The sequence below is a fragment of the Superficieibacter sp. 1612_C1 genome (assembly GCF_015234305.1).
GTDB lineage: Bacteria > Pseudomonadota > Gammaproteobacteria > Enterobacterales > Enterobacteriaceae > Superficieibacter.
Map to the genome: position 1 here is coordinate 170,578 of NZ_JADGMI010000003.1, position 22,358 is coordinate 192,935.

The 22,358-nt window shown below is 55.3% G+C and carries 23 protein-coding genes; 14 read left to right on the top strand and 9 right to left on the bottom strand.

What is annotated here, in order from left to right; translation table 11 throughout:
- Nucleotide 1: 1 nt before the first annotated feature.
- Nucleotides 2-868 (bottom strand): SDR family oxidoreductase, encoded by an 867-nt coding sequence (locus tag INT84_RS11950; RefSeq protein ID WP_194206965.1) that lies wholly within the window; start codon nt 866-868, stop codon nt 2-4.
- Between the two features lie 351 nt (nt 869-1,219).
- Between INT84_RS11950 and INT84_RS11955 the strand changes: the two genes are divergently transcribed.
- The 4 genes from INT84_RS11955 to INT84_RS11970 are packed head-to-tail and all read left to right on the top strand — an operon-like array spanning nt 1,220 to nt 3,699.
- The gene (locus tag INT84_RS11955) at nt 1,220-1,501 is read left to right on the top strand and encodes a PTS sugar transporter subunit IIB (RefSeq protein ID WP_176919943.1); all 282 of its coding nucleotides are present in this window, start codon (nt 1,220-1,222) and stop codon (nt 1,499-1,501) included.
- 3 nt (nt 1,502-1,504) lie between these two features.
- On the top strand, nt 1,505-2,869 hold the full coding sequence (locus INT84_RS11960; RefSeq protein ID WP_194206966.1) for a PTS galactitol transporter subunit IIC: 1,365 nt from the start codon (nt 1,505-1,507) through the stop codon (nt 2,867-2,869).
- The gene (locus tag INT84_RS11965; RefSeq protein ID WP_194206967.1) at nt 2,869-3,324 is read left to right on the top strand and encodes a PTS sugar transporter subunit IIA; all 456 of its coding nucleotides are present in this window, start codon (nt 2,869-2,871) and stop codon (nt 3,322-3,324) included. The genes INT84_RS11960 and INT84_RS11965 overlap by 1 nt, the downstream gene beginning before the upstream one ends.
- Before the next feature lie 51 nt (nt 3,325-3,375).
- Nucleotides 3,376-3,699, top strand: a complete 324-nt coding sequence (locus INT84_RS11970; RefSeq protein ID WP_176919940.1) for a helix-turn-helix domain-containing protein — start codon at nt 3,376-3,378, stop codon at nt 3,697-3,699.
- Between the two features lie 5 nt (nt 3,700-3,704).
- Here INT84_RS11970 and INT84_RS11975 read toward each other — a convergent pair whose 3' ends face one another.
- Nucleotides 3,705-4,538, bottom strand: coding sequence for an SDR family oxidoreductase (locus INT84_RS11975; protein WP_194206968.1), 834 nt, complete (start codon nt 4,536-4,538; stop codon nt 3,705-3,707).
- A 92-nt stretch (nt 4,539-4,630) separates the two neighbouring features.
- Between INT84_RS11975 and INT84_RS11980 the strand changes: the two genes are divergently transcribed.
- Nucleotides 4,631-5,560, top strand: coding sequence for a LysR family transcriptional regulator (locus tag INT84_RS11980; RefSeq protein ID WP_228066199.1), 930 nt, complete (start codon nt 4,631-4,633; stop codon nt 5,558-5,560).
- On the opposite strand, the gene INT84_RS11985 is transcribed toward INT84_RS11980, so the two are convergent.
- Together INT84_RS11985 and INT84_RS11990 are read right to left on the bottom strand one after the other, a co-directional pair.
- Nucleotides 5,532-5,933, bottom strand: coding sequence for a RidA family protein (locus INT84_RS11985; RefSeq protein ID WP_194206969.1), 402 nt, complete (start codon nt 5,931-5,933; stop codon nt 5,532-5,534). The two genes, INT84_RS11980 and INT84_RS11985, sit on opposite strands and share 29 nt — an antisense overlap.
- Nucleotides 5,934-6,062: 129 nt before the next feature.
- Nucleotides 6,063-6,953 (bottom strand): AraC family transcriptional regulator, encoded by an 891-nt coding sequence (locus INT84_RS11990; RefSeq protein WP_228066203.1) that lies wholly within the window; start codon nt 6,951-6,953, stop codon nt 6,063-6,065.
- Nucleotides 6,954-7,136: 183 nt separating this feature from the next.
- Between INT84_RS11990 and INT84_RS11995 the strand changes: the two genes are divergently transcribed.
- On the top strand, nt 7,137-7,973 hold the full coding sequence (locus tag INT84_RS11995; protein ID WP_194206970.1) for an oxidoreductase: 837 nt from the start codon (nt 7,137-7,139) through the stop codon (nt 7,971-7,973).
- A 30-nt stretch (nt 7,974-8,003) separates the two neighbouring features.
- On the opposite strand, the gene INT84_RS12000 is transcribed toward INT84_RS11995, so the two are convergent.
- Nucleotides 8,004-8,888: a LysR family transcriptional regulator gene (locus INT84_RS12000; protein ID WP_194206971.1), complete on the bottom strand. Its 885-nt coding sequence runs from the start codon at nt 8,886-8,888 to the stop codon at nt 8,004-8,006.
- Between the two features lie 114 nt (nt 8,889-9,002).
- On the opposite strand from INT84_RS12000, the gene INT84_RS12005 reads away from it, so the two are divergent.
- The 3 genes from INT84_RS12005 (at nt 9,003) to INT84_RS12015 (ending at nt 13,089) form a co-directional block, all read left to right on the top strand.
- On the top strand, nt 9,003-9,746 hold the full coding sequence (locus tag INT84_RS12005; RefSeq protein ID WP_194206972.1) for a sulfite exporter TauE/SafE family protein: 744 nt from the start codon (nt 9,003-9,005) through the stop codon (nt 9,744-9,746).
- A gap of 219 nt (nt 9,747-9,965) precedes the next feature.
- Entirely contained in the window at nt 9,966-12,434 is a 2,469-nt protein-coding gene (locus INT84_RS12010) for a membrane-bound PQQ-dependent dehydrogenase, glucose/quinate/shikimate family (protein ID WP_228066205.1), read from the top strand.
- Nucleotides 12,435-12,645: 211 nt separating this feature from the next.
- Complete coding sequence (locus INT84_RS12015) at nt 12,646-13,089, top strand: GFA family protein (RefSeq protein WP_194206973.1); 444 nt, start codon at nt 12,646-12,648, stop codon at nt 13,087-13,089.
- 6 nt (nt 13,090-13,095) lie between these two features.
- Here INT84_RS12015 and INT84_RS12020 read toward each other — a convergent pair whose 3' ends face one another.
- Nucleotides 13,096-13,986: a LysR family transcriptional regulator gene (locus INT84_RS12020; protein ID WP_194206974.1), complete on the bottom strand. Its 891-nt coding sequence runs from the start codon at nt 13,984-13,986 to the stop codon at nt 13,096-13,098.
- A gap of 130 nt (nt 13,987-14,116) precedes the next feature.
- On the opposite strand from INT84_RS12020, the gene INT84_RS12025 reads away from it, so the two are divergent.
- Together INT84_RS12025 and INT84_RS12030 are read left to right on the top strand one after the other, a co-directional pair.
- A complete protein-coding gene (locus INT84_RS12025; RefSeq protein ID WP_194206975.1) occupies nt 14,117-14,851 on the top strand; it encodes an SDR family oxidoreductase in 735 nt (244 codons plus the stop codon).
- Nucleotides 14,852-14,870: 19 nt separating this feature from the next.
- Entirely contained in the window at nt 14,871-15,080 is a 210-nt protein-coding gene (locus tag INT84_RS12030; RefSeq protein WP_194206976.1) for a 4-oxalocrotonate tautomerase family protein, read from the top strand.
- 36 nt (nt 15,081-15,116) lie between these two features.
- Here the strand turns inward: INT84_RS12030 and INT84_RS12035 are convergent, their stop codons facing one another.
- Nucleotides 15,117-16,277 (bottom strand): RNA-guided endonuclease TnpB family protein, encoded by a 1,161-nt coding sequence (locus INT84_RS12035; RefSeq protein WP_194206977.1) that lies wholly within the window; start codon nt 16,275-16,277, stop codon nt 15,117-15,119.
- A 75-nt stretch (nt 16,278-16,352) separates the two neighbouring features.
- Here INT84_RS12035 and tnpA point away from each other — a divergent pair, with 75 nt between their 5' ends.
- Nucleotides 16,353-16,760, top strand: a complete 408-nt coding sequence (gene tnpA, locus INT84_RS12040) for an IS200/IS605 family transposase (protein ID WP_194206978.1) — start codon at nt 16,353-16,355, stop codon at nt 16,758-16,760.
- Between the two features lie 91 nt (nt 16,761-16,851).
- On the opposite strand, the gene INT84_RS12045 is transcribed toward tnpA, so the two are convergent.
- The gene (locus INT84_RS12045) at nt 16,852-18,162 is read right to left on the bottom strand and encodes a diguanylate cyclase (RefSeq protein WP_194206979.1); all 1,311 of its coding nucleotides are present in this window, start codon (nt 18,160-18,162) and stop codon (nt 16,852-16,854) included.
- Between the two features lie 225 nt (nt 18,163-18,387).
- Entirely contained in the window at nt 18,388-19,488 is a 1,101-nt protein-coding gene (locus tag INT84_RS12050; RefSeq protein ID WP_194206980.1) for a glycerol dehydrogenase, read from the bottom strand.
- A gap of 342 nt (nt 19,489-19,830) precedes the next feature.
- On the opposite strand from INT84_RS12050, the gene INT84_RS12055 reads away from it, so the two are divergent.
- Together INT84_RS12055 and INT84_RS12060 are read left to right on the top strand one after the other, a co-directional pair.
- Nucleotides 19,831-20,739, top strand: coding sequence for a dihydrodipicolinate synthase family protein (locus tag INT84_RS12055; protein WP_194206981.1), 909 nt, complete (start codon nt 19,831-19,833; stop codon nt 20,737-20,739).
- Between the two features lie 84 nt (nt 20,740-20,823).
- Nucleotides 20,824-22,344 carry a UxaA family hydrolase gene (locus INT84_RS12060; RefSeq protein ID WP_194206982.1) on the top strand — a complete coding sequence of 507 codons (1,521 nt, stop codon included), beginning with the start codon at nt 20,824-20,826 and terminating at the stop codon, nt 22,342-22,344.
- Nucleotides 22,345-22,358 lie beyond the last annotated feature (14 nt).

The window sequence follows — 22,358 nt, forward strand, 5'->3', positions numbered from 1 at the left end:
ATCAGAGAGAATAGTAAGCGGGATGGTTCAGATCGGTCAGCAAATCCGCTTCCTGCGGCTGCCAGTTCAGCAAACGCCGGGTGTATTCGCTGCTGACAGTCATATCCGCCGTTGCCATCATGGCAAACCAGCCAAAGTGTTCTGGCTCCCGTTCGTCGGAAGGCAATCCGAGGTTGCGGCCAATGGTCTCAGCAATGGTCCGCAGGGGGATCGATTCCTCGGCGACCGCGTGGTAAATCCGCTCCGTCACGCCCTGCTCCAGCGCCAGGCGATAGACCCGTGCCGCGTCGCGGCGGTGCACGCCGGACCAGCAGTTATCGACATTACCCGGCCAGGCCGATATCCCTTTCTCCCGCGCCAGACGGATCAGGATCGGCAGAAAACCGTGATCGCCGATACCGTGTACCGACGGCGGCAGACGCACAGCGGCAGCATGAATGCCTCGCGCGTGAAGTGCTCTGGCTGCCGCTTCCGATTTGCGCGGCGATGCCGGATTAGGGAGATCCTGCTCCGTCGCGCCTTTCGCCAGACCAGCAAGACCGGAGGTCACCAGCAGCGGACGATCGGACCCGGCCAGCGCATCGCCCAGCAGTTCAATGGTTCGCCTGTCCTGTTCACAGTTTTCCATAAAGCGCGAAAAGTCGTGGTTGAACGCCGTGTGGATCACCGCATCAGCGTTCGCCGCCGCCTGTTTCAGTACCTCAACGTCATCAAGCGAGCCTTTAACCGCCTGCGCACCAGCCGCCGTTAATCGGGCTGCCTGCTCATCTGCCCGAACCAGACCGGATACCTGATGCCCGTTGTTCAGCAGATCTTCAACAATCATGGAGCCCAGCCAACCGCCAGCCCCGGTGACAAATACGTGCATCGTGTTTCTCCCGTTAATCCGGATGGATAGATCGTATAGCTATAATGCGATGAATTATTCACCTTCGCTATTCGCATTCCTGTGCAGCGTTTATCTGCTGCGGATATCATGCCAGACCCCGCTTATTTCCTGGGGCAGGTAGCCAAAGCAGGGAGGTTCCGTCAGGCTGATTGCCGTGATTTTGCAGGCTGCTACTCAGGTTTTATTACTTCGGATCCGGGACTGCCTGGCTGAGTAAAATCACAGCGCATGCACTTTTGTGTACTTAGTGTGTAAAATTACACACTGATCACACATCTGGTTTTCATCACATGCTTTAATCTCTCTTAACAAACACACGAGGGATTACCGATGAAACATATGATGATCTGTTGCGGCGCGGGCGTGGCCACCAGTACCATTGCCTTAAATAAATTGCAGGATTTCCTGAAGAAAGAAAATTTGCTCGATAAAGTCAGAATCTCTCAGGGCACAGTAGCGGAAGCGAAAACACGAGACGATCTGGATTTTATTGTTTCTACTTCCCCCGTTTCGCTTTCTGTTCCGGTGATTAATGCACTGCCGCTGTTAACCGGTATGGGCGTGGATAAGGTCTTCAGCAGCGTGAAAGAACATATTCTCGCCGAGGAATAATATATGTTTATCGTCGACTATATTGTTAATTTAGGGGCATCGGTGATGATGCCGCTTATCTTTATGATCCTCGGGCTGCTGCTACGTATTCCCGTGTCCAGGGCGATTAAAGCCGGTTTAATGGTGGGCATCGGGTTTATTGGTTTAAGTATTACCGTCAACCTGATGATTGATTCGCTGACGCCGGTCAGCCACGCCATTGTCGAGCGTTTTGGCCTGAACTTCTCGGTGCTGGATGTCGGCTGGCCCGCCGCCGCGGCCGTGGCGATGGGTACGCGCGTCGGGGCGCTGGTGATCCCTGTGTGCGTGGCGATTAATATGCTGATGCTCTATACCCGCACGACCCGGGTATTAAACGTTGACGTCTGGAATCTCTGGCACCACGCCTTTACCGGATCTCTGGTCACGGTTATTACCGGCAGTCTGTGGCTTGGCGTTTTTGCTGCCGGAATAAACTGTGTTATTACGATGGTGATTGCGGACCGGACCAGTAACGATGTGGAAAAGTATCTGAATCTGCCCTCTATTTCGGTGCCCCACGGTTTCTCAGCGTCATTTGTGCCTGCGGCATGGCTGGTCAATGCGATTGTCGACCGTATTCCGGTGGTCCGGGATATTAAGATTGATACCGAATCCATTCAAAAACGGCTGTCTATTTTAGGCGATCCGGCTTCGCTCGGTGCCATTATCGGTGCGCTGCTGGGGATTATTGCCGGTATTGAGGTCAAAGCGATTTTACAGACCGCGATTACCATGGCGGCGGTGATGACCATTATTCCGCGAATGGCGAAAATGCTGATGGAAGGGGTTTATCCGATCAGCGAACGTATTCAGGAAATTGCCCAGGCGCGTGCCGGATCGTTTGGCAAAATCGCCATTGGCCTGGACTCGGCGGTGAGCGTTGGCCATCCGGTTACCCTCTCCGTTTCCATGCTCATGATCCCGGTGATGCTGGTGCTGGCGGCCATCGTGCCGGGCAATCAGTTCCTGCCCTTCGCGTCCCTGACCGGGCTGCCTTTCGCCTTTGTGCTGGTGACCGCCGTCTGCCGGGGGGACATGTTCCGTACCCTGCTTACCGGCTTGCTGACCCTGAGTCTGGCGCTGCTGATTGGTACGAATCTGGCACCGATCGTTACCAGTACCGCCGTCAGTACCGGATTCTCTCTGCCGCAGGGCACCACCAGCATCAGCAGCGTGGACTACGCTGGCGCGATGCTGCCGTGGGTCATTATCCAGAGCTTCTACTTTAAAGTGGCGGGCGTCGCGGTGCTCAGCCTGTGTACCCTTGGCCTGGTGCTGTGGAACCGGCGCAAGCTGCAACAGGAAAATATCCTGATGGCGGAAGCGGCGCAGAAGGAGGAGGTATAATGTTATTTAGCCCCGAACGCGTCCTGATTTTCAACGATCCCATTAGCCAGACCGATGCCCTGCGGCAGCTGGCGGCCACGCTGGAGACGCAGGGGCTGGTGAAAGCCTCGTTTGCCGATGGCGTGTTAGCCAGAGAAGAGATTTACCCCACCGGGATCTTTATGGAAACCCATAGCATCGCCATTCCGCATACCGAATTTGAGCATGTGAACCAGACTGGCTTTGCTATCGGCATCAACCGCAGCGGCATTGAATTTCAGCGGACAGATGAACCTGACGAGATCGTCAAACCGGAGATTATTGTCATGATGGCGATCGATCCCACTTGCGAAAAGGTCGCGATCATTCAGTCGCTGTTTGCCCTGTTAGCCGATAAAGCACAGGTGGATTATTTGTGTGAACTCGCCCCGGAGGACATCGCAAAAGAGTTCACCAACGCCGTCATCACACGGTAAACTGACGCTGTCGGGTTTACTGTGTTGACGCCGGGAACGCAAGGGAAAAAGATGCTTCGAATCAGCGATGTCATTGAGCTAACGATGGTCAGCCGTAAGACCATCTATAACGCCATCAACAGCGGACGGCTGAAGTATCAGCTGGTTACCGTCGATAATCGCCAGGTCCGGATGTTTCATGAAGAAGATGTGCTGCATGCGTTCCCGAAAAACAGCCGCTCGCTGACCCAGGAGCAGGAGATCCAGGCATTGAGGGAAGAGGTTGCTTCCCTCAAATTTGCCCTGACGGAACTGCAAAAAGCCGTCAACGCGATGGACCCGGAGAGCGAATACGAGATGAAAGCGGTGAAAGGCCCGACGAAAAAAGGGCCTTGAGCCGTTCACGCATCCTTATCCACGCTCAGCGCGACCGCTTTACTGTCCTCCAGCACCTGCAACCGTCCGTTTAACGCTTCCCGAATGGAGTGATATGCCTTGCTGCCCAGCGCCAGACGGAAAGGCGGGCGCTCTGCATCGGCGGCAGCAATGATGGCGTCCACGGTTTTCGCCGCATCGCCGTTAATGGCAATCGTCCCGGCCGCCAGCCCCCGCCGCACGTCACCGGCTGGCGTGTCGTCATAGCAGGCCAGCGGCTCGGCGATATCGACGCCCGCAGCGAAGTTGGTCTCCGTGGGTCCCGGTTCCGCCAGCATAAAGTCAATCCCGAACGGGGCCACTTCCTGCGCCACGGCTTCAATAAAGCCCTCGATTCCCCATTTGGTCGCGTGATAGAGGCTGAAGTTGGGCCAGGCCATTTGCCCGCCCTCTGACGAGATCTGCACAATACGCCCACCCTTTTGCTGGCGCAGATACGGCAGCGCCGCGCGAATCAGCTGTATTGAACCGGTGAGGTTGGTGGCAATTTGCCGCGCAATCTGTGCTTCGCTGACCTCTTCCGCCGCACCGAACAGGCCGTATCCCGCATTGCTCACCAGCACGTCAATGCGTCCGGCCTCTTCGAATGCTCGCGTCACTACATGGCGTATTGCGGCGCTATCCGTGACGTCCAGCAGCACAACGCGCAGCCGTTCGCCATATTTTGTCTGGAGTTCATCCAGCGCGCCGGATTTGCGCAGGGTGGCAATAACGCTATCGCCACGCGCCAGCAGGCGCTCCGTCATTAATCGTCCCAGTCCGCTGGAGGTGCCGGTAATAAACCAGGTTTTCATGTTCATGCTGTGCTCCGTAAAAGGCGTTAACTCACAGGAACAGGTTATGGCACTATCACTGGCATGATAAGACACACCAAATAGCATGGAGAGGTGAAATGAAATCACCAGTGAAGACCCCAACGCTCTCCGATCTGAAAGCCTTTATGGCGGTAGCGGAACAGCGCAGTTTCCGCCGTGCGGCGGATCTATCCGGCGTCACCCGCTCGACCCTGAGTCACGCCATTCGCGCTCTGGAGGCGCGACTCGGCGTTCGCCTGCTGCACCGGACGACCCGCAGCGTCTCGCTGACCAACGCCGGGGAGCAGCTATTGCGACGTATCGCCCCCCACCTGAGCGGGCTGGAGCAGGCGCTGGAAGAGGCAGCGGATGCACAGGGCAGCCTGCTGGGTACGCTGCGTATTAACGGCGGCGAAGAGGCGATTTACTTATTACTGCATACGGTGGTGCCAGCGTATCAGGCGCGCTATCCCGGCGTGGAGCTGGATCTGGTGGTCGATGGCAGGCTGGTGGATATCGTTGCAGAGGGCTTTGATGCGGGTATTCGTCTGGCAGAAGACGTGCCCGCGGATATGGTGGCGGTGCGTTTTGGCGAAGACGTGCGTTTTCTGGCGGTGGCATCGCCGGGCTATCTGGCCCGGCATCCTGCCCCCATGACCCCGGACGAGCTGGCGCATCATCGCTGTATCCGCCAGCGATTACCCAGCGGCAGGCGCTATCGCTGGGAATTCGCCCGCCACGGGCAGAGTATTGCGCTGGACGTTCCCGGCTCGCTGACGCTGAACAGTTCGCCGCTGATGGTGGACGCAGCGCTCAACGGCCTGGGCATCGCGTACGTTCCGGAGATGCACGCCAGAGCGGCGCTGGATGACGGCAGACTGGTGACGGTGCTCGAACCGTGGTGCCCGCCGATCCCTGGCCTGTGCCTGTGGTTTCCCGCTAATCGCCATATGCCCGCCAGCCTGCGGGCATTAATCGATTTAATTAAAGAGACGCGCGTCAGCCGCCCTCCGGCAACCGGGCAATAACCTTGATTTCGAAACGGAAACCATACAGCCAGGTGACCCCCACGCCCGTCAGCGTCGGCCAGGGAGCGTCGCCCCAGTAGTCCGGCAGCACTTTCCACACCGTATCAAGCGTGGTATCCGGATCGACCAGGTAGACGGTCACATCCACCACATCCGCGAAAGTACACCCTGCCGCCGCCAGCACCTCAGACAAATTCTCGAACGCCAGCCGGATCTCCTGCTCCAGTTGTGGCGCGGGCGAACCGTCTTCCCGGCTGCCCACTTGGCCGGAGACAAATAAAAAACCGCCGGATTTCACCGCAGGCGAATAACGATTCTGCTCATACAGCACCTGCCGTCCGGCAGGAAAGACGATATCTTCTGGCTTTTTCATGGGGCCCCCTTTTGCAACACAAAACCGTGTTAAGGGGATAATAAATGCCAGCGCGTGCCGCCCCTATGCCTGCAAAATGGGATGGCCTGGTGAAGATAATTCACCGATCGGTTTATATAGCGAAGGCGTTTACACCGGGGGAAACAGCGCGAACGCCGCTTTCATCTCTCTGGCTTCCTCCCCCGGACTACGGCCAAACTGGCGGCGAAACTCACGGTTAAATTGTGACGGGCTTTCATAGCCTACCCGAAACGCGGCGGCAGCGGCGGTCAGGTTATCGCGGATCATCAGTAACCGCGCCTGATTAAGCCGTATCGACTTGATGTATTGCAGCGGCGAAGTGCCCGTGACCTGCTTAAAATGCTTATGGAAAGCAGGGATGCTCAATCCGGCGTCGCCCGCCAGCGTAGTAACCGGCAGGGGCTGCGCGCAGTCGCCGTGAATACGCTGTAGCGATCGGGCGATGCTGGCAAACTGGCCGTAATGGGCCAGCGCGGCGCGAATGGCGTTTCCGCGATCGCCAATCAGCACCCGGTAATACAGCTCACGCACGATCTGCGGCCCCAGAATGCTGGCTTCCTCCGGGCAGGCCAGCGCGCGCAGCAGGCGCAGCGCGGTATCCGCCAGTTGCCCATTCAGCGGCGTGGAGATAATCCCTTCCGGGGCGGCATCCACTGACGTCGCCGGGCTTTCCAGCGCCAGCGCCAGTTCTGACAACACGCGCAGATCCAGCGTTATCGCCACGGCGAGCAGAGGTTCGTCTGCGCTGGCCTCGGTTTCGGTTGCGAACGGCAGCGGCACCGACAGGACCAGATAATGCTGCGGATCGTAATGGTAGACCCGGTTCGCCAGATAGCCCCGTTTATGCCCCTGACAGACAATCACGATACACGGCTCATAGACCACCAGCGTGCGCGCCAGCGAGCGGTTGGATCGCATAAAGCGCACGTTATCCAGTAGCGAGCAGGTATATCCCTCGTGCGGTGCCAGCCTGTTAAGTAACGACACCATCTCATCCATCGCCCTGTCTCCGCCGTAAGTAATGATTGAGCAATTATACTGCCGTTTATTCACTACAAAGTGAACGCCATAAATACAATCAGGCAATCATCAGAGAGGAATGCGCCTGTTTTGCTCGCCTGCATCCCACTAGCATTGAGCCTGCAACATCATCCGTACATCCACAAAATATCAGGAGTCATTATGAGCAAAACATGGCTGATTACCGGCGCATCACGCGGACTCGGGCTGGAGATGGCGCGCGCGGCGCTGGCGGCAGGCGATAATGTGGTCGCGACGGCCCGCGACGTCGGCAGCGCCAGCAGCGCGTTTACCCGGTACACCGACCGTCTGCTGCTAACGCCGCTGGACGTCACCGATCCTGCGGCACCCGACGCGGTGGTGAAGGCCGCTTTGGCGCGTTTTGGCGCGATTGATGTACTGGTCAACAATGCGGGCTACGGTCAACTGGGCCTTTTCGAGGAGACGCCGGAAGAGGATATCCAGCGTCAGCTGGAAACCAACGTCAATGGTCTGATGCGTATGACCCGCGCCGTACTGCCGGTACTGCGCCGCCAGCGGTCCGGGCATATCATCAACATCAGTTCGATTGGCGGGCTGGTCAGTTTTGATTTTTGTACCCTTTACGGGACTTCGAAGTTCGCAGTCGAGGGGTTCAGCATCAATCTCGCCCGCGATCTGGCTCCCTTCGGCATCCATGTTACCGTCGTGGAGCCGGGGATGTTTCGCACCGATTTCCTCGATGACCGTTCGGTGCGTTTTTCCGGCAGTCCGATTGAGGATTATGCGCAGGCCCGTGAGGAGGCAGAAACCCTGTATAAGAACTTTAACCACAAGCAGCTCGGCGATCCGGTGAAGTTCGGCGCGGCGATTGTCGAGCTGGCGAATGCCGCAGAACCGCCGCTGCACCTGCTGCTCGGCTCGGATGCGCTGAAAATGGCGCGTGACGATCTGGCCCTGCGCCAGGCGGAGATTGAGCGCTGGCAACACCTGTCGGCCTCAACCGATCATCAGGATTAACCTTCCTGCGCCGCCCACGGCGGCGCACGTTCAGGCTTTTTTAAGATGGTTGATTAATTGCTTCATTGCCGGGCTGAGCGCTTCCCACGAGCGGTAGCAAAAACACAGCTTGCGCCTGGCCCAGCTATCGGTCAGCGCAAGCTGATGATAGTGAAAACGTGATTGATAATTAGCGGCAATAACCGCAGGCACGATCCCCACCCCAATGCCCTTCTCCACCATTTCACTCAGACCTTCGAAGGTACTCATTCTGATCCTGATATTGAGCTCGCCTCCCAGCGCGCTGGCATGAAAGTGAAGATGATCCTGAAGCGCGCTCCCCGAATAAAGCCCGACAAAAGGTTCAGCAATAATATCAGCAAAGGAGACCGCCTGTTTTTCATGGAGTTTATGGTCGGCGGGAATAATAAGCACCAGACGATCGTCGGCGACAGGCTCTGCAATTAAACCATTGCCGTCCACCGCATCAGACACAATTCCCGCCTCACCAGAGCCGGTTGAAAGAAGGGAGATAATATCGGCGCTGGTGCGTTCTTCTAATTCGATATGCAGTTCAGGATGTGACGCCAGCCACGGCGCAAGCCGCGCCGGGAGAAAGTTGGTTAACGCCGAGGTGTTGGCATACAGCTTTAGCGTGCCGCGTGCGCCTGACGCGAACGTTTTTAATTCCCGCCTGAGCTGCTGGTGCAGCTCCAGAAGCGGACGGGCATGCTTCGCCAGCGTTTCCCCCGCGTCGGTTAACGTCACGCCTCTCGGATGACGCACCAGCAGCGGCACGCCGGCATCCTCTTCCATCAGCCGCAGCCTCTCGCTGGCGGAGGCCAGCGCCAGGTGCGCTTTTACCGCCCCCCGGGTAATACTGCCCGCATCGACGATACAAATAAACAACTGTAAATCAGCCATATCCAGTCTCATTGCATTCGTCCTTTTGCCTTCGGTTTTGCCGTAGCCTGCGGGGAATAATCCACATTGTGCCCCACCGGTGAGGCTGCTTCAATGACAGCTCTTTTACTTTGAAAAGATAATCGGATGAGCGAAATACACTATCTCAATGTGATCATCATCTTTATCGCTGCGGGCCTGGTAAAAGGCGTGACGGGAATGGGATTGCCCACGGTGGCGATGGGATTGCTGGGCACCTTTATGCCACTGCCCGTTGCGGCGGCGCTGCTGATAATTCCTTCTCTGGTGACTAACGTCTGGCAACTTTTCTCTGGTCCGGCGTTGACGGCTCTGTGGTCAAGGCTGTGGCTGATGATGTTATGTATCGTGGCCGGAACGCTTGCAGGCTCGACGTTTTTAATCAGTATCGACGCTGGTGTGTCCGGCTTTCTCCTTGGCGCGGCGCTGATCGTTTACGCGGCTTACGCGCTGTATACACCCGTTTTTACCGTGCCGAAAAAGCAGGAACGCTGGCTGTCACCGGTAATTGGCGCAAGTACCGGTATCATCACCGGCGCGACCGGGGTATTTGTGATGCCAGCGGTGCCTTATCTTCAGACGCTCAATTTCAGTAAAGATGAACTGGTACAGGCACTGGGGCTTTCTTTCACCGTGTCTACGCTTGCGCTTGCCGCCGGACTTTATGCGCAGGATGCGTATCACCTTAACCAATTATCGCTGTCGTTATTTTCCGTCTTCCCCGCATTAATCGGAATGTGGCTGGGACAAAAGATAAGATCGAAAATCAGCGCCAAAACATTCAGAAAATGTTTTTTACTCTTTTTAATATTACTGGGAGTGGAATTAACCCTGAGATCCTTGCTGTTTTAAAAACTAAGCGTAACCGTACCTGAATAGTTACCTGTAGAAATAATATTATTTATTAAGTGTAGCACGTTGTTTTAGCTGCAATTAGCAAAGTATTCCTGAACAAAAAGTGACGTATTCCCTTAAGCGTATTGATTTATAAGTCAGACAAACTAACTTTACAAATGCAGACATTATAATTTGTAAATTTACGTACTTTTAATATGGCATAAGGAAAAGACTTTGGAGACTTCAAATAGAATACCCAGACTTTCTGTCTGGAATATCCTGTTTGCCACCGTACTGATATTATTCGGCGCGGCCATGCTGATTGGCGGCGGCTGGTTAGTGGTGTTAGGTGGAAACTGGTATTACCTTTTGGCAGGCATCGGCTGCATCATCGTTGGCGCGCTGATTTTTGCCAGAAGAACCAGCGCCGTGTACTGGTTTGCGCTGGTATTTATTGGCACGCTAATCTGGACCATTCAGGAGTCCGGACTTGATTACTGGCGCTGGGTTCCGCGCTTCGACATTATGCTGCTGCTCGGGATTGTGTTTGCTTTCCAGCTTCCGCGCCTGAAACCCGGCATCAGCCGTGCGCTATCCCGCTCGCTGGCGGGCATCTTTATTCTGGCGTTTATTGTTGCGGCAGTGCTTCCGTTTACCGCCCTGAATACCACGCCTGCAACTAACGTTCCGGCGGCAGGGGCGCACTCTTACGCGGCTGACACGGGAACCGGTAAAGCCTCGCAGCCTGATGCGGGCGACTGGTATACCTACGGCGGCTCACTGGCTTCCCAGCGTTTCGTCAGCGCCTCGCAGATCACCCCCGATAACGTGAAGGATTTGAAACTCGCCTGGCAGTTCCGCACCGGCGATTTACCTAAAGCGCGCTGGGGCGGCGAAAATACGCCGATTAAGATAGGCGATACGCTGTATACCTGTACGCCGCATAACCAGGTTTTCGCCCTCGATGCCGCGACCGGTAAAAAGAAATGGCAGTTCGACCCGAAAGTCAGCGACAAATCAATCCCTTATACCGCGGCCTGCCGTGGACTGACCTGGTTTGATGCACAAACCAACAGCCATATTTCAACCGGGGAGAATGCTTCTGCCGCCACACCTGCCGTAGCGACTACCGGTGCGATGTGCGAACAGCGGATTATTTTAGGCACTCTGGATGCGCGTATCATTGAACTGGATGCTAAAACCGGCGAAGTGTGCCGTGATTTCGGCAATCAGGGTACGGTGAATCTCGCCGAGGATATGGGCGAAATTTACGATGGCTATGTGGCCATCAACTCCGCGCCAGTGGTGATCCGCGATACGCTGGTAGTCGGTCACCAGACCATCGACGGCCAGCGCGCGTTCGGTCCTCCGGGCGTGATTAAAGCCTACGATGTGCGCAGCGGGAAACTAAAATGGGCGTGGGATCCGGCGAACCCTGACGACAGTACGCCTAAAACCGGGCCTGACGCTTATAAACGCGGTTCGCCGGATGTCTGGACGTCGTTTACCGGCGATGACAAGCTGGGGCTTATCTACCTGCCGGTGGCGAATGCATCGGGCGACTACTGGAGCAGTTCTCGCACCGCGGCCGAAGACAAATACGCGGTGTCGCTGACGGCGATTAATGTTGAGACGGGACTGCCGGTCTGGTCGTTCCAGACGGCGCATAAAGACGTCTGGGATTACGACCAGGGTTCACAACCGACGCTCGTGGACTACCCCGGCAAAGACGGCACCGTTCCGGCGATTATCGTGCCGACCAAGCAGGGCGAGATTTATGTTCTCGACCGTCGTACCGGGAAATCGCTGTTTGGTGTTGAAGAACGAGCGGTCCCCGGCGGCGGCGTCGAGCCGGAAGCGCGCTCGCCTACGCAGCCCTACTCGCTGTTCCATCATTTGAGCAAGCCCGATCTGACGCCGCAGGATATGTGGGGGTTAACGCCTCTCGATCAGCTGGTGTGCCGTATTCAGTTCCAGAAAGCGGGCTATAAAGGTCAGTACACGCCGCCGGAATCCGATCGTCATACGATTGAGTATCCGGGCTATAACGGCGGTTCGGACTGGGGCAGCGTGGCGGTGGATCCTCAGCGCGGGTTAATCATTGCCAATTACAATGATATGCCGAACTACAATATCCTTGTGCCGCGCGCCAAAGCCGACAAGCTGGGCTGGAAACCGCGCGATGAAATTACCCATAATCCGCACGATGAAGGCCATGCCGAAGGCGCAGGCGATCCGCAAATCGGCGTGCCTTATGCGGTGAATGTCAACGCGGGCTGGCGCTTGCCGGTGACCGGGATGCTGTGTAAGGAACCACCTTACGGTGGCATTCGCGCCATTGATATGCGCGATGGCCGTACCGTGTGGGATCGTCCGCTTGGCACCGCGCGTCGCAATGGTCCATTCGGCCTGCCGACTGGTTTGCCGATCAATATTGGTACGCCGAATAACGGCGGTTCGGTGGTGACCTCCAGCGGCCTGATCTTCATTGCTGCCGCCACGGATGATTTGATCCGGGCGATTGATATCAATACCGGTGAAACCGTATGGAGCGCCCCGCTGCCTGCCGGCGGCCAGGCGAACCCAATGATATATACGCAGAATGGACGTGAGTATGTGGTCATTGCGGCGGGGGGACATCATTTTATGGAGACGCCAGCCGGAGATTATGTTCTCGCATGGGCATTACCGGAGAAAAAGTAGTTGATTAAAAAGCGCGCCGGGATGGCGCGCTTAGATTTTACACCGTGGAAAGATGCCGGGTGGCGGCTTCGCCTTACCCGGCCTACAAAACCACAATATATCAATGGATTACGCTGGAGCACGTAGGCCTGTGCAAGCGCAGCGCCGCCAGGCACATCATCCACCGGGGCCATGCGAAAGCATCCTCACTAATCCACGCAGGAGAAAGCATATGACGACATCAACCCCGTCTCATCACGGCCAGTGCCACTGCGGCGCGGTGCAGTTTGAGGTTAAACTGAGCGATGGCTTAAACACCGTTCGCCGCTGTACCTGCTCCTATTGCCGGATGCGCGGCGCAGTGGTGGTCTCCGCCGAAGCGGGTGGCATCACCTTTCTTCGCGGCGAAGAGCTGCTCACCCGCTACCGCTTTAACACCGGGGCCGCACAGCACTTCTTCTGTTCACGCTGCGGCATCTATACCCATCACCAGCGGCGCTCCAATCCGAACCAGTTCGGCATCAATGTCGCCTGTCTTGAGGGCGTTAGCCCGTTCGACTTCCCTGCCGTTCCCGTTTATGACGGCGTAAATCATCCTAACGACAACAACGGCGTTTCCCTGCTGGCGGGCACCCTGATTTTCCAGCCAGCGGAAAAAGAACAGCCCGAAACCTGATTAACTTCATAACGCTCCGGCAAAGATATCGCTGACCCAGTTCAGGAACACGTCCAGACGCCGCGAAGCCCGCCGTTCTCCGGCATAGATGGCGTTGACCTGTAAGGAACCCGGCGGATACGCGGCGAGCACTTCCACTAGTTCGCCGCGCCGTAGCTGCTCTTCGAAGCGATAACGCGGAGCCTGAATCAGCCCCAGCCCCTGCGCTGCCAGCGCGGCGGCGGTATCGGAATTATCAGTCATCACCCGGGCTGGCAGACGCCGGGACTCCGTGCGGCCATCGCGGATAAAATTCAGCGGCATCACTTCTCCGGTCTGCGATGACACAAAGCCGATCATGTTATGCCCCGCCAGATCGTCCAGGCTGCGCGGTGTACCGTGGGCGGCGAGATAGGTTGGGCTGGCGCAGGTCATTTCCGGGAGATGGCCCAGCCGACGCAGCCGCAGACTGCTGTCTTCCGGCACGCCGACCCGGATCACGCAGTCGATCCCTTCGCGCACCAGGTTAACCAGACGATCCGTTTGCCCAAAGGTAATGATGATATCCGGATACTGGCGGAGAAAATCAGGCAGCCTCGGCACCAGAAACGTGCGCGTCAGCAGGCCGGAGGCGTTGATGCGCAGGTGGCCGCCCGGTGTCGCGTTGCGAAACGCAGTCCAGGTATCTTCAATATCTCCCAGCACGGCCCTGGCGCGGCGGTGAAACTCCTCGCCCTCCGGCGTCGGTTTTACCGCACGCGTGGTACGCGCCAGTAATTGTGCGCCCGTTTCCTGCTCCAGTTGCTTGATAGCGTTGGTGGCAGTGGAGCGGGCAATCCCCAGCTCCTGCGCCGCCTGCAAAAAGCTGCCCCCTTCCACGATGCGCACGAAAAGCTGTAATTGCTGAATTTTGTCCAAATGGGCTCCCTCTCGTTAATCCCTAATTATTAGTGGCAGATGAATTATCATGTCAATTTACAGACGATTATTTTTAATAATCCGACAGCTATAGTGTTTCTGACGATTATTCATCAACGGGAGCACAGGTATGCAGAATACAAAAGTCGCCATTGTGACGGGCGCGTCTCGCGGGATTGGCGCTGAAATTGCTCGCGGCCTTGCGGCTGATGGGATCGCGGTCATCGTTAACTATTCGCGCAGCAGCGAACAGGCTGATGCCGTTGTGGCCGCGATTAGTGCCGCAGGCGGCAAGGCACGTGCCGTGCAGGCCAACATTGCAGACGCTGACGCGGCGCAAACCCTGTTCACTGCCGCAGAAGACGCCTTCGGCAAGGTTGATATTCTGGTCAACAACGCGGGCATCATGGAACTCTCAGCGATTTCCGCTACGGACGATGACAGCTTTGAGCGCCAGATTGCTATCAACCTGACCGCACCGTTTCGCCTGATGCGGGAAGCCACAAAACGCCTTACCGAGGGTGGCCGGATTATCAACTTTTCCTCCAGCGTGGTGGGGCTTTATCAGCCGCAGTACGGTGTTTATGCCGCGACCAAAGCCGCCGTCGAAGCCCTGACCCATATTCTGCCCAAAGAGCTGGGATCGCGTGCCATCACGGTTAACGCGATTGCGCCCGGCCCGGTGGCAACGGATCTTTTTCTTAATGGTAAAAGCGACGAGCTGGTTGAACGTATCAAAAATATGAACCCGCTGGGCCGCCTTGGCGAACCGCAGGACATCATGCAGGTAGTGCGTTTTCTGGTCAGTCAGGAAAGCGGCTGGATCAACGGTCAGGTTATTCGCGTCAATGGTGGCGTGATCTGATTTATTTCAGGAGAATATTATGCCTTTCGTCAATATCAAAACCCCGGAAGCCGCGCTGAGCGCGGAACAAAAAGCGGAGATTAGCCATCGGATCACCGACCTGCTGGTCGAATACTTCTCTGAACATGCCAGGGCGCACACTATGGTACTGATTGAGGAGGTGAAAGACGGCGGTTATTACCGTGCTGATGAGCCTTTCAGCATTCCACAAGAATACAGGGCCAGGTGACTGCTCCCCGCCGCAAGCGGCGAGGCTTCCCACTTCTCAGGCTGCAACTGGCATAGCGCCAGACTTACGCAAGCCTCGGTGGGCTTTGACGACAAGTCCTGCCGCCATTAATTCTGTTATGCCCTTGTGCTGTATGTTGACCGCCGCGTTTATATCGCGGTCATGAGCGGCATTACAGCCGGGGCAGGTCCATTCGCGCACCTTTAGCGGCATTTCCGGCATCCTGTGACCGCAACAATGGCACGTTTTCGAGCTGGCAAACCACTGATCCAGTCTGACCAGGTGGACCCCGGCAGATTCTGCTTTGTAGGCGAGTTTAGCCACAAATCCAGACCATGCCGCATCCCCGATATGACGGGCAAGGCGACGGTTTTTCATCATGTTTGCTGATTTCAGTGTTTCCACGATCACCGCTTGGTTTTCGTCGATAATTCGTCTGGAAAGTTTGTGCTGGAAGTCAGCGCGGGCATTGGCTACCCGCTCATGCTGCGCAGCAAGGCGTAAGCGCGCCTTACGGCGGTTTGCGCTCCCCAGTTTCTTACGGGACAGCGCCTTGCTGTCACGGCGCAGGCGGCGATAAGCATTAACCAGATGGTGAGGATTCGCCACCTTGCTGCCGTCATTGCCGATCAGATAGTGCGACAACCCCAAATCATAGCCCATTACTGCGGTTATGTATGCCGGCTTTGCTGCCGCTTCCTGCCCGTCGTCTGCAAGTATTGAGGCATAATATTTGCCCGTCGCGCTGCGGGTGATTGTTATGCTGGAAACCCTGCCGACGATCTCCCGGTGGATGTTCGCCCGGACAGGCTTCAGTTTTGGCAACTGGATAGCGTCAGTTAATACCCTGCCGTTGGGATGGTAGCTGGATTGCCTGCCATGTTTGCTTTTGAAAACAGGGAATTTAGCCCGCTTCTGGAAGAAGTTAGCAAATGCCTTATCCAGGTTGATCACCGCCTGCTGTAGCGCCAGCGAGTCATATTCTTTGAGCCAGCTATAGCGGCGTGACTTTTTTGCCACTGCCAGAAATGGCTTTATATCGCGCGCTGGCCTGAGGGAAACGCCGTGGCGCAGGTACATGTGGCGGCTGATATGCAGGGCTTTATTATACGCAAAGCGCACCGCGCCGAACTGCGCATTCAGGAATGCAGCCTGCTCGTCGGTTGGGTAAATGCGTACTCTGGTCGCTCTTTTCATTTTCAGTGCTCACATATACAGTACGCATACTGTAAAGACAAAAATGAGATTCTACAAGTGAGTGTACACGATAAGATGTTTGAAGGTTATCTCTCACGCCGCCATAGCGTCAGTAAACTGGTTGTTCACCTGATTTTTACGACGAAGTACCGCCGTAAGATTTTTGATGGCGTGATGATCCAGCAGATACGGGAAGCGTTTCAAAGCGCTGCGGAAAAGCTGGAAATTGAGATTTTAGAAATGAACGGGGAAGCAGATCACGTTCACGTATTGATAGCGTACCCGCCAAAGTTGGCTATCAGTGTGCTGGTCAATAACCTGAAGTCGATCAGTAGCCGCCGAGTGCGCATCCTGAATACAAATTTACGTAAGGCGAGTAATAGCGGGGTACTCTGGTCACGCTCCTATTTCGCCTGTAGTGCTGGCGGTGCAACAATCGAAACCTTAAAGGCTTATGTAGCATCGCAGAAAACCCCTGATTAGCTCCCCTTGTATCCCCGTCCGATTGGGCGAGAGTTTACGGGGCATTTGCTAAATCACCTCCCCGGCGGCGGGTTAGCCGGGGCATTTCTCGTTACTCTGCGCCGCTAACTACCCGGTTGCGCCCCTGTTTTTTTGCTTTATAGAGCGCTGTATCCGCCTGATAAATCAGCTCGCTGGCAATGCTGTGTAGCGGCTGCTCGCCAAAAATTGCCTTTGCATCGTACAGCGTTGCCACGCCAATACTGATGGTCAAAAATCCGGTCGGGCTGGAAGCATGCGGAATATTCAGCGCCGTTACGCTTGTGCGCAGTCGTTCCGCGACGATCAGCGCCCCGTGGATGTCGGTACGCGGCAGGATCACCAGAAACTCTTCGCCCCCGTAGCGGCTGATATTGTCTTCCGGACGCAGGCTGGCCGATGCCAGCGCTTTGGTGACGGCCCGCAGGCAATCATCGCCGGACTGGTGTCCCTGACTGTCGTTGAAATTTTTGAAAAAATCGATATCCACCAGGCAGATCGAGAGCGGCAAGCCTTGCTCAAGCGCATGAGCAATTTGCTGGATCAAAAACTCATCCATATGGCGGCGATTAAACAGTCCGGTGAGATGATCCAACTGGGCGAACTGCTTTAATACCAGGTTGGCATTCGCCAGCTTCTGCTCCGCCAGGCGGCGGGCGGTGATGTCCACCCAGGTCACCGACAGGCCGACCACATTATCCATCGCGTCATAGACCGGCACCGGCTGGGTGTAATAATAGCGCTCGGCAAACATCACTTCCCTGCTCGGAATGTCCGCACCATGTCTCGCGCCGCTGAAATCCTGTAAAAACTGCTGCCAGCATTCAGGCATAACGTCGGGGAAATAGTCGGTTACCGCGTTAGAGGGTGCACTGGCGAGCAGGCGGGTCATCGCTTTATTCGACATCACGATGCGCCCATGTAAATCGATCATGCACAGCGCAACGGGCGTGGTGTCGTAAATGGTTTCCAGCTGAAGTACGCGCTCGCCGAGCGTAGAAATATTACGGTCAATGCCGCGATAGCCGCTGAGATTTCCCTGCTCGTCAAATAACGGTATCCCGCTGGTCTCCAGCACCACAATGGTCCCGTCTGCCCGTCGGTTGCGATTCACCAGACCGGAAAAGGCTCTTTTTGCCGTCACGATATCCATAAACGCCAGCCCCACCCGTTCGGCTTCTTCGGGCGGCATAAAATCAAATGGCGTCCGACCGAGAACCTCTTCCGGCGGGTAGCCCAGCAGTTCGGTCACTACGCCGGAAACCCAGGTATAGCGACCTTCGGCATCCACTTCCCATAGCCAGTCAGAATTATGATTGAGAAGATCGAACAGATGCTTCTCATCCACCTCATGAAAATAAGGACGTGTTTTTTCATTCGTCATGAGCATGCTCAACGTGCGTTAAATGGAAATCGGATCGTGACAACAGACGCTATAAAGATACAGGGAAGCGCAAGGCGAGAATAGCAATCATTGACATGGTGAATATAAATATTCTTTATTGATTCGCTGCTTTTGCATTCTGTACGTGAGGAAGAAGGCGTTAAGGAAGGTCAGCGTGAGAATGAATAAGCCCGGCGGCATAAACCGGCCGGGCCAGAGTGCGCCTTAGCGAGCGGCTTTCAGGCGACGGCCTTCAGCATCGGCTGCGCGCATTGCCGCCAGCACATTGACCGGCGTAACGTCGTAAGGCTCGTTATGCATGGTTTCGCCAGGCTGGCAGGCTGCCTCGGCCGCTTTCATCAGATCTTCATCACTGACATTTTCCAGGCCGATATCCGCAAGCGTGGTCGGCAGACCCAGCTCCAGGCAGAAACGATAAACGGTATCAATCAGTTCTGGATCGCGATCGGTCAGCATCAGCATTGCCAGGGTGCCGAATGCCACTTTTTCACCGTGCCAGTAACGGTGGGTCTCGGGCAGCACGGTCAGACCGTTGTGAATGGCATGCGCCGCCGCCAGACCACCGCTTTCAAAGCCAAGGCCGGAAAGCAGCGTGTTGGCTTCGATAACGTGCTCAAGCGCAGGCGTGACCTTCTGCTGTTCGCAGGCATTTTTTGCCTGTACGCCATATTTCAGCAGCGTGTCAAAGCACATGCGTGCCAGGCCGTATGCTGACATCGGGCCAGGGCGACCGGTCATGTTACCGGCAAGTTTAACGCGACAATCTTCTGCTTCGAACCAGGTGGCCAGCGCATCGCCAATCCCCGACAGCAGGAAACGTACCGGAGCCTGGGCAATAACGCCGGAGTCAACCAGCACCACGTCCGGGTTACGCGGGATCATCAGATAGCGTTTAAACTGCCCTTCCTGGGTATAAATCACCACCAGAGAGCTGCACGGCGCATCGGTTGATGCCAGGGTAGGAACAATCACAATCGGACGTTTTAAGGTCGCGCCAGTGGCTTTAGAGGTATCCAGCGTTTTACCGCCGCCAATGCCGACGATAACTTCTGCGCCGCAGGCTTTCGCCAGGCCGCAGATACGCTCGATCTCTTCGTCAGAGCACTCGCTGTTGAAGATTTCAACCTGATAATCCAGCTTACCTTTCAGTGCGCCATCAATTTTGTCGCCTAACTTTTGATGAACAACCGGATCCTGCAATACCAGTGCTTTTTTACCGAGGCGCAGAATTTCATCAGCAAGAGAGTGTTCAATCGCGCCAGCACCTTGTACATAGCGTCCTGGGAAAATAGCGGTAGTAATCATAAAATCTCCTTATAAATAATTACAGTTCCACACAGGGAACCAGAGTTCTTAATGACTTTTATATTTACTCTATATTTTAACCCCGTCAACCGCAGAATAAAAAATTCCTAACCGCATCATTCATTAAATATATGAGACACGCCAATTCATTTGCGTGAATTATCAAAGTTAATTATTCGTAAAATATTAACATCTACTATATAAAGTGGAGCAGATCACATAAATACCCTCCGTTACATCCCGGTTCAAAATATCTATTGCACCGATTTCTGAATAGGTAAATAATTCCTGACACTGAACAACGGTTCTCCATGCAGAACAACAAGGATGGCAGTTTAAAAAATGAATCTTGATCAATTTAAAGGGATATTCCCGCCCGTTCCCACCATCGTAAACCGCGACGGCCAGCTTGACCGTGAAGGCATGGCACGCATGCTTGATAAAGTCATCAACGATGGTGCTAACGGCATGCTAATCCTCGGTAGCGGCGGTGAGTTTTGCCACATGACCCATCAGCTGCGTCTCGACGTGGCTGAGTTTGCGCTGAAACACGTCGCGGGCCGCGTCCCGGTGATGATTGGCATTGCCGCGCCGGGAACCGATGAAACGATTGAATACGGTTTGCACGCGCAGGAACACGGTGCCGCCGCCGTTCTGGTGGTCAATCCTTATTATGCCGTCTTAAATGCTGATTTTATTTACCATCACTATCGCAAGGTTGCAGAAAGCCTGAAGACGCCGGTTTTACTGTATAACTTCCCCGCCTTGACCGGTCAGGATATCGGCCTCGAGGTTATCGAACGCCTGGCGCGCGATGTGCCTAATATCGTGGGCATCAAAGATACCATTGATAACATCAGCCATACCCGTGAAATTATCAATCGCGTTCATGCTTTCCGCCGTGATTTTATTATTTTCTCCGGCTATGACGAATATATGCTCGATACGCTGATCCTTGGCGGTCACGGCGGTATTCCGGCCACCTTTAACATTGCCCCGCATATTACCGGCGGTATTTATAAAGCGTTTGTCGAAAAAAATTACGCAGAGGCGTTTGAAAAGCAGCGCACGCTGGCGAAATTGTCTTCGCTTTACGCTATAGAGTCGCCGTTTTTTGGCGTCATTAAAGAGTGTATCAAAGCGGCAGGCACCGATATTTCAACGGAGGTCATCGCGCCAACGCAAAAACTGTCGGCAGAAAAAACAGAGCAGGCAAAATCAATCCTGCGCTCAGCAGGCATCATTAAGTAAGCCATCGGACGATATGCTCTGCGTCTTTCAGGCTACAGCATCGCCTGTAGCCTGAAAAAACAGGAAACTAAGGGACCCATGACGATGAACACACCTTATCCAGTCATTAAAATTAACGACAATGATGATGTTGTCGTTGCACGCTTTCCGGTAGCGAAAGAGACCTTCCTGCCGCATGAAAATCTTACCGTGAATAAGGATATTCCGGCAGGACACAAAATCGCCCTCCACGATATTGCCGCTGGCGATGCGGTAAAACGTTACGGTCAAATCATTGGTTTTGCGTCAAGAGACATTAAAGAAGGCGACCATATCCATACCCATAATTTAAGCATGGGTGATTTTTCCCGCGATTATGCGTTTGGTGTGGATACCGTTGAATTACCCAAAGCGGATCATGTTGACACCTTTATGGGCATCCGCCGCGCTGATGGCCGCGTGGCGACTCGCAATTTCATCGGTATTCTGACCTCCGTTAACTGTAGCGCCACCGTTGCCCGCGCCATTGAAGATCACTACAAAAAAGTGGGCCTGGATGATTTCCCGAATGTCGATGGCGTCGTCGCCCTGCCCCAGAGCTTTGGCTGCGCATATGGTTTTGACAGCGAAACCATGACCGTTATGCGCCGGACGCTAAGCGGCTACGCACGGCACGTTAATTTCGCCGGGGTGGTGATCATCGGCCTGGGCTGCGAATCCAACCAAATTAAAGATCTGATCCGCACGGAGGGCCTTGAAGAAGGCAAACTGCTGCACAGCATGACCATCCAGCAAACCGGCGGCACCCAGAAAACCATCGATAAAGGCATTGAAATCATTAATGCCATGCTGCCGCAAGCCAATAGCGTGACGCGTGAACCAGTGCCGGTCAGCGAAATTATCCTCGCGCTGGAGTGCGGCGGTTCAGACAGCTACTCAGGGATCTCCGGCAACCCGGTACTCGGCTACGTTGCGGATAAAATCGTCCAGCAGGGCGGCACCGCAATCCTTTCCGAAACCTCAGAAATTTTCGGTGCGGAACACCTGTTAACCCGCCGGGCAGTGACGCCAGAAGTGGGCCAGAAATTAGTTGACCGTATTGCGTGGTGGCAAGATTACTGCACCAGAACCAAAAGCGAGATGAACAATAACCCCTCTGCCGGTAACAAAGAGGGCGGGCTGACGACGGTGCTGGAAAAATCACTGGGCGGCATCGCGAAAGGCGGCACGTCAAACCTCGTCGAAGTGTACGAGTATGCTGAACCGGTGACGGCGAAAGGCCTGGTCTTTATGGACACCCCAGGGTATGACCCGATGGCAGTAACCGGCCAAATCGCCGGTGGCGCAAACCTCCTGTGCTTCACCACCGGTCGCGGATCGGCCTTTGGCAGCAAGCCTACGCCGACCCTGAAAATCGCCACCAACAATGCGCTCTGGCAGCGTCAGCAGGAAGATATGGACCACAACTGTGGCGACGTGGCCGAAGGTACAGAAACCATTGCTCAGGCGGGCGAGCGTTTATACGCACTGGTGCTGGCAATGGCGTCCGGGCAGAAAACAAAAAGCGAAAAATTTGGCTACGGCGGCCTGGAATTTGTGCCGTGGACCATGAACGCCATTATGTAATATTACCGGAATTA

Bases quoted from the DNA above. Each gene is read 5' to 3' on its own strand.
- INT84_RS11950 (WP_194206965.1), bottom strand. From the start codon at position 868: ATGCACGTATTTGTCACCGGGGCTGGCGGTTGGCTGGGCTCCATGATT.
- INT84_RS11955 (WP_176919943.1), top strand. From the start codon at position 1,220: ATGAAACATATGATGATCTGTTGCGGCGCGGGCGTGGCCACCAGTACC.
- INT84_RS11960 (WP_194206966.1), top strand. From the start codon at position 1,505: ATGTTTATCGTCGACTATATTGTTAATTTAGGGGCATCGGTGATGATG.
- INT84_RS11965 (WP_194206967.1), top strand. From the start codon at position 2,869: ATGTTATTTAGCCCCGAACGCGTCCTGATTTTCAACGATCCCATTAGC.
- INT84_RS11970 (WP_176919940.1), top strand. From the start codon at position 3,376: ATGCTTCGAATCAGCGATGTCATTGAGCTAACGATGGTCAGCCGTAAG.
- INT84_RS11975 (WP_194206968.1), bottom strand. From the start codon at position 4,538: ATGAACATGAAAACCTGGTTTATTACCGGCACCTCCAGCGGACTGGGA.
- INT84_RS11980 (WP_228066199.1), top strand. From the start codon at position 4,631: ATGAAATCACCAGTGAAGACCCCAACGCTCTCCGATCTGAAAGCCTTT.
- INT84_RS11985 (WP_194206969.1), bottom strand. From the start codon at position 5,933: ATGAAAAAGCCAGAAGATATCGTCTTTCCTGCCGGACGGCAGGTGCTG.
- INT84_RS11990 (WP_228066203.1), bottom strand. From the start codon at position 6,953: ATGGATGAGATGGTGTCGTTACTTAACAGGCTGGCACCGCACGAGGGA.
- INT84_RS11995 (WP_194206970.1), top strand. From the start codon at position 7,137: ATGAGCAAAACATGGCTGATTACCGGCGCATCACGCGGACTCGGGCTG.
- INT84_RS12000 (WP_194206971.1), bottom strand. From the start codon at position 8,888: ATGAGACTGGATATGGCTGATTTACAGTTGTTTATTTGTATCGTCGAT.
- INT84_RS12005 (WP_194206972.1), top strand. From the start codon at position 9,003: ATGAGCGAAATACACTATCTCAATGTGATCATCATCTTTATCGCTGCG.
- INT84_RS12015 (WP_194206973.1), top strand. From the start codon at position 12,646: ATGACGACATCAACCCCGTCTCATCACGGCCAGTGCCACTGCGGCGCG.
- INT84_RS12025 (WP_194206975.1), top strand. From the start codon at position 14,117: ATGCAGAATACAAAAGTCGCCATTGTGACGGGCGCGTCTCGCGGGATT.
- INT84_RS12030 (WP_194206976.1), top strand. From the start codon at position 14,871: ATGCCTTTCGTCAATATCAAAACCCCGGAAGCCGCGCTGAGCGCGGAA.
- INT84_RS12035 (WP_194206977.1), bottom strand. From the start codon at position 16,277: ATGAAAAGAGCGACCAGAGTACGCATTTACCCAACCGACGAGCAGGCT.
- tnpA (WP_194206978.1), top strand. From the start codon at position 16,353: ATGTTTGAAGGTTATCTCTCACGCCGCCATAGCGTCAGTAAACTGGTT.
- INT84_RS12045 (WP_194206979.1), bottom strand. From the start codon at position 18,162: ATGACGAATGAAAAAACACGTCCTTATTTTCATGAGGTGGATGAGAAG.
- INT84_RS12050 (WP_194206980.1), bottom strand. From the start codon at position 19,488: ATGATTACTACCGCTATTTTCCCAGGACGCTATGTACAAGGTGCTGGC.
- INT84_RS12055 (WP_194206981.1), top strand. From the start codon at position 19,831: ATGAATCTTGATCAATTTAAAGGGATATTCCCGCCCGTTCCCACCATC.
- INT84_RS12060 (WP_194206982.1), top strand. From the start codon at position 20,824: ATGAACACACCTTATCCAGTCATTAAAATTAACGACAATGATGATGTT.